This is a genomic window from Actinokineospora cianjurensis (genome assembly GCF_003663795.1).
GTDB classification, from domain to species: Bacteria; Actinomycetota; Actinomycetes; order Mycobacteriales; family Pseudonocardiaceae; genus Actinokineospora; species Actinokineospora terrae.
Genome location: NZ_RCDD01000003.1, coordinates 22728 through 35280, shown reverse-complemented (window position 1 = coordinate 35280; position 12553 = coordinate 22728). Strand labels below are relative to the sequence as shown.

The following is a 12553-nucleotide window of genomic DNA, read 5'->3' as shown; positions in this document are numbered from 1 at the left end:
TGCGGCCTGCGCGGTGGTCTCGGGAGCCTGCCTGGGTGCGGTGACGCCGTGCCGCTCGACCAGGGCCTTGGCGACCTCGGTGAGATCCGGGTACTCCAGGAACAGGGTGGCCGGGACGGCCGTGCCCCAGCGCCTGCTCAATTCCTCGGCCAGGTCGACGCTCATGATCGAGCTCATGCCGTGGTCGGTCAACTGCGCCGCCGGGTCGACCTCGGCCAGACCCAGCCGCTCCGCGACGAACTCCCGCAACGCGGCCAACACCCCGCCCGCCGACTCCTGCCGCGGTGACGCGGGCTCGGCAGTACTGGCGCGGTCCGGTTCGGGAGTAGCAGAGCGAGCGATGTCCGAGTGGGCGATGACGACCTGGCGGAGGTCGGTGCGCAGGGTGTCCAGCAGCGCGTCCAGGGCTTCCCGCGTGCCCAGCGGCCGCACACCGCGAGCACGCAACTGCTCGGCGACGGCCACCCCCATGCCCGTCTCGCCCCACAGCCCCCAGTCGATCGCGACCCACGGCGATCCCTGCGTGTGCGCGACCGCGTCGAGGTAGGCGTTCGCGGCGGCGTACCCGGCCTGGCCGAGGTTGCCGAACGTGCCGGACACGGACGCGAACAGCGCCACGAAGTCCAGTTCCAGCCCTGCCACCGCAGCCGCCAAAGCCGTCGTGCCAGCCACCTTGGGCCGCAGCACACGGTCCACGTCGTCCGCGGTGGACGAACGGATCAGCTTGTCCGACAACGTTCCCGCGGCGTGCACGACTCCGTGGAGGCTGCCGTGGTCGCGCTGGAACGCGGCCACGATCTCGGTCAACGACCCCGGCACGGACACGTCCGCCGCGTACGACACAACCCGACACCCGTGCGCCTCAACGGCCCCGAGCGCCGCGGCATCAGCCTCCCCAGACCGGCTCACCAGGGCCACCACAGAGGCCCCAGCCGCGGCCAACCGCTCAGCGACAACGATTCCGAGACCGCCGTGCCCGCCCAGCAACAGGTAACGGCCCCCGGCGCGCACACCCGGCCGGTCGGTGGTCAGCGGCGCGATGACCCGCCGCGGCGCGTACCGGACACCAGCTCGATAGGCGATCTCCACCGGCCCGTCGCCGAGCTCGTCGACCAGGCGCCCAGCGGACGCCGCGTCCAGGTCGACCAGCCGCGGCCGCAACCCCGGGTACTCGATGGCCGCGGTGCGCACCAATCCCCACGCCGCCGCCCTGGCCGGAACAGGCCGATCACCGTCGAGCACCGGCTGGCCGTCCTCGGTCACGACGAACACCCGGCCCTGCCGCTGCCGGGCGCCCAACGCCTTGATCACATCGACCGTGCCGTGCACCGCGTCGCGCAGCTCGTCCCCGAGCACCAGCACAAGACCGTCGACCTTGTCGGTGGCCTCGTCGAGCGACCCGACGACCGTCGCACCCTCCGCCCGCAACGCGGCGGCGACCGCGGCACTACCGGACACCACCCACGTCCCCGTCGCCGCCGCACGGGCAGGCGCGGCATCGGTCGACTCCCACAGGATCCGCGTGATCAGCGGGTTCTCCCGCTTGGGCACGGCTCGCATCCGGATACCGGTGAACTCGGCCAGCACCTGACCCGACGGGGCAAGGAGCAGCGCGTCGGCCACCGAGTACGCGCTGTCGACCGCCGTGCGCCGCACCCGCACCGTCACCTCGGTGACCGCCCCGGACAGCCGGCCGTGCAGCGCCAACCGCTCGAACCCGATGGGCAGCACCGGAGCCGGGTCCGTGCCCTGGATCGCGCGGCCTGCCACCTGGAACACGCCGTCGACCAGCAACGGGTGCGCGTACCACGGCGCGGTGCTCCGCTCGGTCCGCAGCACCGCCTCAGCCGTGCCGTCCCCGGTCGCGAGCCTAGCCACCGTGCGGAACAGCGGCCCGTACGCGAGCCCGGCCGCCGACCAACCCGAGTAGATCGCTGCCGGGTCAACAGAAGTCGGGCACGCAACCGTCCACACCGGAACGGACTCGGGCGCGGGCAGCACCCGACCGGAGCCGGCCGACACGACGGCCCGTTCGGCGGTCAGCAACTCGAAGGTGGTGACCGCCCCGGACACCACCTCCAGCCGCAGGTCCGCCCGGCCCGCGTCGGCGACGGCCACCGGGCGGCGGAAGGCGACCCCTGTCAGCTCGACCGGGGTGAACGCCGCGCGCTTGGCCACCGCCAGCACGGCCATCTCCAGTTGCACCGCGGCGGGCAGCAACCCGGTGCCGCCGAAGCGGTGCTGGGCGATGAGCGGTTCGTGGCCGGGGAAGGACTTCTCGTACGTCTCCGCGGTCTGGCCCGTGCGCGTCACTGGTCCTCGCTCGAACGCTCGTAGTGGTTGTCGAACAACGGGTGCGCGGGCGCGATGCTCTCCTGCACGGGCGGGGCCGCCAGCGGGCTCAGCTCGAACGGGTACACCGGGATCCCGGAGGTCCGCCCGCCCTTGCCCGCGTGCACGGCGGCCCAGTCGACGGCCGCGCCCTCGTCCCGGTACAGCTCGGCGACGGCCGCCAGCAGCGTCGTCTGGTTCGGCACCCGCTTGCGCAGCGTCGGCAGGAAGCGGCCGACACCCTCGGGCAGCACCGCCCGCGCCATCGGCAGCAGCACCTGCTCCGGTCCGATCTCGACGAACACCGTGGCGCCCGCGTCGTGCAGGGCGGTCACCGCGGCGGAGAACCGGACCGGCTCGCGGATGGCCGCCGCCCAGCTCTCCGGGTCGCGCAACGACTCCGGCGTGTGCCAGGTGCCGGTGCGCGTGGACACGACCGGCACCGACGCCTCGGTGAACCGGGTGGCCCGCACCGCGTCGGCGAAGACCGGCACCGCCCCGGCCATCGCCGCCGAGTGGAACGCGTGGCTCACCGTGAGCGGGGTGTGCCGGTGCGCGGTGGTCTTGAGGTAGCGCTCCAACGCAGGGCGCGGACCGGACACGGTGGTGTTGGTCGGTGAGTTCAACGCCGCCAACTCCACCTCGGGGTGGCCTGCCAACTCCGCCTGGACGACGGCCGCGTCGGCGTGGATCACGGCCATCGCGCCACCGGCCTGCTGCGCGGCCATCACCGCGCCACGGCGAACAGCCAGTTCGATGAGATCCGACAGGGCGAGCGCGCCCGCCGCGTGCGCCGCGGCCAGTTCACCGACGCTGTGCCCGGCCACGACGTCGGGCGTGATGCCCCAGGTGGCGAGCAACCGCACCAGCGCTGCCTGCACCGCCACGATCGCGACCTGGGCGTGCTCTGTCCTGGTCAACTCGGCTTCGTCGGTCCCGTGTACCAGGGCACGCAAGTCCCTGCCCAGCAGCGGAGCCGCCAGTTCGGCGCACTCGTCCAGCGCGGCCCGGAACACCGGCTCGGCGTCGTAGAGCCCGCGTGCCATGCCCGGGTACTGCGAGCCCTGGCCGGTGAACAGGAACGCCAGCGGAGTCCTGGCGCCCGACTTGACCACCGGCCGGTCACCGCCACCGACAGCCCGCAACTGCGCGGCCAGGTCGGCTCGGTCGGTGGCCAGCACGGCCGCCCGGTACCGGTGCTCGGCCCGACCCGCGTTGGCGGTCGTGGCGAAGTCGACCAGTGCCGCACCCGGGTGGTGGTCCAGGTGCTCGGCGTAGCGGCCCGCCAGCAGGCGGACCGCGTTCTCGGTCGCGCCGCTGACCCTGACCAGCGTGCTGTCCTGAGTGGACTCCTCGCGGGCCGGGCGCGGCGGCGCCTGCTCCAGCACGACGTGGGCGTTGACCCCGCCCATGCCGAACGCGGAGACCGCCGCGCGCCGCGGGCCGCCCTCGGGCCAGTCGTGCAGCCGGTCGGCCAGGTAGAAGGGTGTGTTCTCGAAGTGGATGTGGTCGTTGGGCCGGGTGACGTGCCGGGTGGGCGGGATCTTGCCGTGCTCCATGGCCAGCACGGCCTTCACCAACCCGGCGAGGCCCGCGGCCGGTTCGAGGTGACCGAGGTTGGACTTCAGCGAGCCGATCGCGCAGTACTGGGTGCGGTCGGTGTGCTTGCGCCACGCCCTGGTCAGGCCCTCGACCTCGATCGGATCGCCGAGGCTGGTGCCGGTGCCGTGTGCCTCCAGCAGCCCGATGGTGGCCGGGTCGATCCCGGCCTTGGTCAGTGCGGCGGCGATGACGTTGTGCTGGGCGGTGCTGTTCGGCACGGTCAGCCCACTGGAACGTCCACCGTGGTTGACCGCCGTGCCCTTGATGACGCCACGCACCCGGTCGCCGTCGCGCAAGGCGGCCGCGAGCGGCTTGAGCACCACCGCGACGACACCCTCGCCGGGGACGAACCCGTCCGCGTCAGCGTCGAACGCCCGGGAGGCACCGGTGCGGGAGAACGACCGCAACCTGGACCCCAGCTGGAAGTACTGCGGGGACAGTGCCAAGTGGACGCCCGCGACCACGGCCTGTTCGCACTCGCCGTCGTGGATGCTGCGCACGGCGGTGTGCAGGGCCACCAGCGACGACGAGCACAGCGTGTCGATGGTCATGCTGGGGCCGGTGAGGTCGAGGAAGTGGCTGACCCGGTTGGCCAGGATGGCGTTGTGGTTGCCCAGGCCCGCCGCGGTCTGCAGGACGTCACCTACGACCTGGTCGCGGTAGTGCTGGTAGCTGGCGCCCACGAACACCCCGACCTGGCGACCGGCGACCCGACCCGCCGCACCCGCGTCCTCCAGCGCCCGCCACACCACGTGCAGCAGGTGCCGTTGCTGCGGGTCGATCCACCGGGCCTCGGCCGGGGCGATCCGGAAGAAGCCCGCGTCGAACCCGGTGAGCTCGTCGACGAACCCCGCCCGGCGCAGGTACACCGTGCCGGGGCCGGAGTCCTCGGCGTAGTAGGCGTCCAGGTCCCACCGGGAACGGGGCACCTCGGTGAGGCAGTCCTCGCCGCCGGTCAGCACCCGCCACAGCTGCTCGGGATCGGCCGCGCCGGGGAACACGCCGTCGAGGCCGATGATGGCGATGTCGGTTGTGGTGGCAGCGGTGTCGGGTGTTGCCGAGGTGGGAAGCTGCGCGGGAATGCCCTGGGTGCGGTCAACGGCGGAGGTCGGGGGCAGGGCGACCTCCGCCACCGAAGGGTCCGGGCCGACCCCGCTCAGCGCGGGCAGGTCGGTGACCCCGTAGGCGTCGCGCAGTTCCGCGACCAGCGCGTCGACCGTGCCGACCTCCAGCACCAGGGTGACCGGGATGTCCACGGCGAGCCGGTCGCGCAGGTCCTGCGCCAGCGACACCGCGACCATCGAGTCCAGGCCCTGCTCCTGCAACGGCTGGTCCACCTCGATCGCCGTCACATCGGTCTCCAGCGCGTCGGCGACCCACTGGGTCACCGTCGCGGCCAGTGCCCCGCCCACGCGCACCACCGGACTCGGCGGACGCGGCGGTGTGGGAGGTGGCGATAGGGACACAGTGGACGGTTGCGGCGCAGTGGGCAATGCAGGTGCGGTGGGCAGTGAAGGCGCAGTGAGCAGTGCAGGTGCGGTGGACACCGACGGCGCGGTGGGTTCCGGTGCCGCGACGCGCTTCCACGTGATACCGCGGGCGATCAGGACCGGTGTGGTCCCGTCGAACACGACCAGGCTCGCGGTCAGCACACCGGACCCCGGTGCCGTCTCGCGGTCCCGCACCGCCCGGACCCGAGCCCTGGCCGGAACCGGGCCGAGCACCGACAGGTGCCGCACGGCGAACGGCACGTGCAGGCCCTGCGCCCCGCAGGCCGCGAGCGCGACCTGGAAGGCGCCATCGAGCAGCCGGGCGTCCACCGGCCCGCGCGTGGCGTCGACCTGGACGGTCCCGGTCGCGAACCCGGACCCCGCTGAAAGCTCGGTGAGGCAGCGGTATCCGGGACCGTAGTCGAGGCCCGCCGCGCGGAAGTCCTGGTAGAGCTGCGTGAGGTCGACCGGGCTCGCAGGGTCTGCCGGGAACACGGGTGCGGTCGCGGTCGGTTCCCCGATCTTGCCCTGGCTGACCACCGCTCCGCCTGCGTCGCGGAAGGTGATCACGTCACCGTCGATCCGGCCTGCCAGCGAGCCGGGGGAGCGGACCACGCCGCGCACGGTGAAGTCGCTCAGCCCGAACCGCTGTCGTCGCACCAGGTCCGCGACCTTGCCCGGGTACGCGGCCCCCGGGAGGGTCGGCACCCCGAGGACGATGTGCTCGTCCGCCTCGGACAGGTCCGACCACTGCCGGGACTGCTCGACGGCCTGCTCGGTGACGCGCGGCAGCAACCACAGGTGCTGCTCGTCGTGCGGCGCGGTGGGGAACCGCACCGCCGAACCGCGCGGGCGCACCGGCAGGTCACTACCGGCCACGAACCCGCGCGCCGCCTGCTCCAGCGACGACCGCTCGCCGGTCGGCTCCGAGAGAGCCGGGCGCCTGTCCGCCTCGACGACGCCCATGTGCAGTCGGGCACCGGGCACGTCGGCCAGGAACAGCATCAGCTTGTCGTCGAGCTGCTCGGCGGAGTCGATGACGCACGCCAGTCGGTGGGCCAGCGGCGCGCGTTCCCGGCTCGCGGCGGCCAAGGCGGCCAGCGGCGGGCAGTACGGGGCGCGCAGCAGCCGCACGAGCCGGTCGGCCAGGGTCCGCAGCGCGGGGGCCGACGCGGCGGACAGCACCAGCAGGTGCGGCCCGGGGGAGTCGGCGACCGGCTGCGGCGGTGCGGCGGCGAGCACGGCGTGGGCGTTGCCGCCGCCGAACCCGAAGCTGCTCACCCCGGCCACGCCGGGCCCGGTCAACGGCACGACCCGGTCCGGCACGTACAGCGGCGAGTCCTCGAACCGGAACGCCGAGGTCGGCGCGGTCAGGTTCGCTGATGGCGGCACCTGGCCCGCCTGCACCGCCAGCACGGCCTTGATCAGGCCCGCCAGACCGGCCGCGGGCTCCAGGTGCCCGATGTTGGTCTTCACCGACCCGACCGGCACCGAACCCGGTGCCGCCCCGGTCAACGCCGAGCGCAGCGCCTCCAGCTCGATCTGGTCGCCGAGCCGGGTGCCGGTGCCGTGCGCCTCGATGTAGCCGATCTCCGAGACGTCGATCCCGGCGGCGGAGTGCGCCCGCCGGATCACGGCCTCCTGCGCGGTCGCGCTCGGCGCAGTGAGGAATCCGCCGCCACCGACGTGGTTCACGGCGGTCGAGCGGACCACCGCCAGCACCGGGTCGTTGGCGGCCAGCGCGTCGGCGAGCCGCTTGAGCACCACCACACCGGCGCCCTCACCGCGCACGTACCCGTCCGCCGCCTCGTCGAAGGCCCGGCACTGGCCGGTGGGGGAGAGCATGCCGTTGCGGGCGAACGACCGGGTCTTGGTGGGGGTCAGCACGAGGTTCGCCGCGCCGACCACGGCCGCGTCGATCTCGCCAGCCCGCAGGTGCAGCGCCGCCTGGTGCAGCGCGACCAGGGCGGACGAGCAGGCCGTGTCCACCGCGATGCTCGCGCCGGACCAGCCGAACACGTGCGAGAGGCGGTTGGCCAGCATCGACAGCGCGGTCCCGGTGGCGACGTGCGGGTCGGCCGCGCCGATGCTGCCCGCCACCAACTCGGGGAAGTCGCTGGAGATCGTGCCGACGAACACCCCGGTGCCCGCGCCCAGCGAAGCGGCGTCGTGGCCCGCGCCCTCCAGCGCCTCGGCGGTGACGCTCAGCAGCAGCCGCTGCGCCGGGTCCAGCCTGCGCGCTTCGCGGGTCGACAGGCCGAACCGGGCCGGGTCGAACCACTCGACCCGCTCCAGCCAGCCGGTCGGCACCTCGTCCTCGGCGGTCCACAGGTGACTCCAGCCGCGGTGCCCGGCGGGCGCGTCGCCCACCGAGGTCAGCCCGGCGGCCAGGTTCGACCAGAACTCGTCCGGTGTGGCGGCACCGGGGAACCGGCAGGCCATCCCGATGATCGCCAGGTCGCCGTCGCGCGGCCCGACCTCCCGGACCACCGCCGCCACGGGTTTCCGAACCGCGGCTTCCACTACAACGGGCTCGGGTACCTGCGGCACAACCGGTTCCGGCGTCGGCTCGACCGCGACGGGCTGTTGGCCGCCCAATAGACGGGCCAGCTTGATGGGCGTCCCGGTGGCGAACAGCGCGGGCGGGGTGATCTCGACACCCAGCCGCTTGCCGAGTTCGATGGCCGCCAGCGGTGCCGACGCCGAGTCACCGCCCAGGTCGAAGAAGTTGTCGTCCACCCCGAACGCGCGGTGCCCCAACACCTGGGCGAACACCTCGGCCACCACGAGCACGACATCCACAGTGGACTCGGCAGGTGCGGGCTCGGGTACCTTCGCCGCGACCGGTTCCGGCGCGGTCGCAGCCACAACGGACTCGGTCCGCAGCACGGTGTCGCGGGTGGGCGCGGGCAGCTGCTTGCGCGCCACCTTCCCGTTGTCGGTCAACGGGAGCGCGTCGAGCACCACGTACGACCCCGGCACCATGTACTCGGGCAGCCGGGCCGCGACGAACGCGTCCAGCTCGACCTTGCCCGGGACCCGGGCCCCGACCAGGTACGCCGTCAGCCTCGGCTCGCCGACGCCCTCGAACGGCACCGCGACCACGGCGGCCGCCCCCACGCCAGGCACCTCGGCCAGCACGGCCTCGACCTCACCGGTCTCGACCCTGTTGCCGCGTACCTTCACCTGGCCGTCGACCCGACCGAGCCATTCCAGCGCGCCTTTGTCGTGCGCGCGGACCAGGTCACCGGTGCGGTAGAGCCGCCGCCCGCCGCGCGTCACGAACGCCTCGGCTGTGCGCTCGGGGCGGTTGCGGTAGCCGCGCGCCAGCTGAGCGCCCGACAGGTGCAGCTCGCCTTCCACGCACGGGACCCCGTCGTGGTCGAGGACGTGCAACCCGACACCGGGCAGCGGGGCGCCGAGCGGGATGAACGAGCCCGGGTTCTCGACGCGGTGCGCGGTCACCCAGATCGTGGCCTCGGTCGGCCCGTACAGGTTCCACAGCGCCGCGCCGGTGCCCAGGCGCCTGGCCAGTGCGGCAGGCAGGGCTTCGCCGCCGGAGCAGACGGTGAGACCGGTGGGCGGGGTCCAGTCGAGGTCGAGCAGCAGCCGCCACAGGCTCGGTGTGGCCTGCGCGACGGTGACCTCGGAGATCAGCTCGACGAGCTTGGCTGGCTCACGCGCCTCGGAGCGCCCGGCGAGCACCACGGTCGCGCCAGTCGTGAGCGGGAGCAGCAACTCCAGCAGGGAGATGTCGAACGCGGTCGTGGTGTGCGCCAGGACGCGGTCGGCCGCGGTGATCCCGAGCCGCTCGGCCATGCCGAGCAGGAAGTTCGCCAGCGCCGAGTGCTGGATCTCCACGCCCTTGGGCTCACCGGTGGAACCGCTGGTGAACAGCACGTAGGCCAGGTCGTCGCCGTCGAGGGCGGGCGGGATCGCCAGTGCCGAACCGTCGTCATCGCCGATCGGGGCGCCGCCGAACGGCTCGCCCACTTCCCGGGACCAGACGTCGGTCAGCACCAGGTCGCACTCGGCGACCCGGGTGTAGGTCGCCAGCCGCTCGGCCGGGTACGACGGGTCCAGGGGCAGCAACGCCGCGCCGACCTTGAGCACGCCCAGCATGGCGGGCAGCAGCTCCAGGCCACGTTCGGTCAGCACACCCACGACGCTGTCGCCGTCGATGCCCTCGTCGTGCAGCCGGGTGGCGATCGAGTCCGACCAGGACACCAGCCGCGCGTAGGTCAGCTCGCCGCGCGTGGTCCGCACGGCGACCGCGTCCGGACGGTCGGCAGCGGCGGCCGCGATCAGGTCCAGCACCGTCGGCGGCGTCGCTGGGACGACCTCGACCGGCACAGCGTCAACCGCTGCGACCTCGACAACGGCCGGGGCAGGCTCGGGGAGCTCGACGACCTCGGCCATGGGCGAACCGGCGCCGTGCACCAGGGCGCCCAGCGCGAGGTCCTCGACCCGGTCGACCAGGTCGAACACCTCGTCCTCGGCCATCGCGGTCTCCCGCACGAACACCGTGGGCGGCAGACCGGTGCGCAGCAGCAGCGCGAACTCGGTGTCGGCGTCGACCGACGCCTCCTCGCCGTCCTCGCGCTCGAGCACCACGATGCGGGTGAAGGTGGGGCCGTCGGCGCCGTGCGTGCGGCGGAGCAGGCCGAGCCGCAGCTCCAGGTCGGTGGCGTACCCGAGCCGCTCGGACGCCTCGTCGAACCGGTCGGTCAGCTCCTCGGGTGCCTCGGCGTCGAAGCCGACGGGGACCCGGGGCGAGGCCAGTCCGAGTGCCCGCTCCGAGCGGGCCAGCAGGGTCGAGGTCGTCCACGAGAAGTCGAACCGCGGCGTGCTCATGTGCTCGGCCAGCACGGCGAGGAACGCCCCGGCGAACGCGCGGGCCTCGTCCTGGTCCGCGGGCGCGTAGGCCAGCTCGCAGCGGTGGTAGTGCGCGGTCGCGGCGGAGAAGTCCTTGGCGGGCACCGGCGCGGGGCGCAGGGCGGACAGCCGCTCGCGCCACCACGGCTCGTGTCGGCGCAACGGGGCCAGCGCGCCGGTGATGGCCGCGAGCAGCTCAGGGGTGGCGGCCGGGACCGGGGCACCGGCGGTGATCCCCAGCCGCTGCGCCGCGGCCCGGCCGGTCAGTGCGGTGCCGTCCACCGCGGTCAGGTCGCTGATCACCAGGTCGGCGGTGGGCGCGGTCAGCTTCAGTGCCGAATCGGTCGACGGCGAGGCGACCAGCCCGACCGTCTCCTCGGCGCGCGGGATCCGCCGCACCTGCTGGGTGAACACCGCGCCGAGCGGGGTCACCACGGCCGGGACCCCGAGCGGGTTGGGGAACGAGCCGAAGTCCATCGCCTTGCTGATCCGCTCGGCCTCGACGGCGTCGGTGCCCGCGTGGATCAGACCGGGCACCCGGTCGGCCCGCCGGTAGAACCGCCGCTCCCGGTCACCGGTGTCGACCGGCTCGGGCAGCGTCCCCGCCACCACGTGCCCCACCAGCTCGTCGAACAGGGAGATCCCGACCTCGGCCGCCTCGTAGGTCAGCGACAGCGCCGTGGAGTGCTCCCGCACCGGGAACCAGCGCTCGGCCAGCACCGGGCCCGCGTCCACGGCGGGCACCATCGCGTGCCAGGTCGCCGCGTGCCGGGGCGCGCCCTCGTAGATCGCCCACGCCGCGACGGAACTGCCGCTGTAGCGGGGCAGCGGGCCGTCGTGGAAGTTGATCGCCGCCACCCTGGGCAGCGCCAGCTCCTCGGCCGAGAGCAGCCGGAAGTTCACGACGCTGAACAGGTAGTCCACCGACAGCCCCACCAGGTCGGCGTCGGGGGCGAGCACCGGGATGTCCCGCTCGCGCGCCCAGGCCGCGAGGATCGGGTCGGCTGTCAGCACCGCGCGCACCTGGACCCCGGCCTCGACCAGCCGGGCGGTGACGCGCAGCGCGACCCGGGTACCGCCGAGGACGACGCAGTCGCTCATGGCCGGGCCGCCTCGGGGGCGCCCGCGGTCAGCGCCGCGACCCAGGCGTCGATCTGGGAGACGACCTCCTCGTCGAGCGAGAGCTGCCCCGGCGACCACATCGGGTTGGACAGGCCGCGGTGCGTGCGCTCGCACAGCTCCCAGTCCTCGTAGTTCGCCTTGTCCCACAGCGCGAACACGGCCTCGTGGGAGAAGTCCGGCTTGGCGACCTCGGTCGGGTGGAACAACCAGAAGTGCCGGACCGTGCAGGTGCCGGGGCTCTCCGGCCAGACCCACTGCATCATCACGTAGTCGGCGGTGAACCCGAAGAGCAGGTTCGGCAGGATGGTGATCCAGTTGATCTTCTTCAGGTCGCCGGGCGGCACGTTCGGCATCGGTGTCCGGTCGCTGAGCCCGGTCATCGACACCGAGTTGTACTTCGACCGGATGACCTGCCAGGCGCCGACGATGTCGCCGCGCAGCTCGTAGGTGCCCGCGTCGTCGAAGTCGGTGATCTTGTGCAGGTCCTTGTGCGCGGTGGGGAAGTGCAGGCTCTCGTTGACGTTGTGCGCCACCAGCTTCCAGTTGGACGCCACCGGGTAGTCCTTGGCCTGCGCGCAGACCAGCGACTCCAGGTCGTAGGCGGCGGCGAAGGTGCCGAACTCGCCGAGCACCTCGTCGAGGTCACCGGCCTCGTCGGAGAACGCCACGAACACCACGCCGAAGCGGACCTGCGTGCGCACCGGGAGCAGCCCGTTCTTCTCCTTGTCGAAGAAGTGGTCGAAGTAGGTCCCGTTGAGGCTCTTCAGCTTGCCGTTGCGGTCGTAGACCCAGCAGTGGTAGATGCAGACGATGCTCTGCCGCTTGCCAGCGGGCTCCTCGACCAGCTTGTAGCCGCGGTGGCGGCAGTAGTTGTGGTACGCCTGGATCCCGTTGTCCCCGTTGATGAGCAGGATCGAGCCGCTGCCGATGTTGAGGGTCGCGTAGGACCCCTTCTCCTGGAACCGGGACACGTGGTCCACCGGCAGCCACCGCTTGCCGTACACCTGCTCCATCTCCAGGCGGAACTGCTCGTCGCCGGTGTAGAACGCGTGCGTGCGGCCGCGCCCGCCGGTGGCGAAGTACGGGCGGTCCTCGTCCTGCTCGCTGATGAGGTCGAACATGCTCTCTGCCAT

3 protein-coding genes (1 of these 3 running past the window's edge) are annotated in these 12553 nt (G+C 73.1%); all 3 read right to left on the bottom strand.

Going from position 1 to position 12553, the window contains the following annotated elements; all coding sequences use genetic code 11:
• Tightly spaced (each overlapping or abutting the next), the 3 genes in view from CLV68_RS20005 to CLV68_RS19995 form a layout consistent with a single transcriptional unit that may run on beyond the window.
• Window positions 1-2313: the 5' end (the start) of an SDR family NAD(P)-dependent oxidoreductase gene (locus CLV68_RS20005; protein WP_121392446.1), read on the bottom strand. 5889 nt of this gene lie to the left of the window's left edge; the window shows 2313 of its 8202 coding nt (coding positions 1-2313); its start codon is at window positions 2311-2313; its stop codon lies beyond the left edge, outside the window.
• Entirely contained in the window at window positions 2310-11399 is a 9090-nt protein-coding gene (locus tag CLV68_RS20000; RefSeq protein ID WP_121392445.1) for a polyketide synthase, read from the bottom strand. The genes CLV68_RS20005 and CLV68_RS20000 overlap by 4 nt, the downstream gene beginning before the upstream one ends.
• Window positions 11396-12553 (bottom strand): aromatic ring-hydroxylating oxygenase subunit alpha, encoded by a 1158-nt coding sequence (locus tag CLV68_RS19995; protein ID WP_211346688.1) that lies wholly within the window; start codon window positions 12551-12553, stop codon window positions 11396-11398. The genes CLV68_RS20000 and CLV68_RS19995 overlap by 4 nt, the downstream gene beginning before the upstream one ends.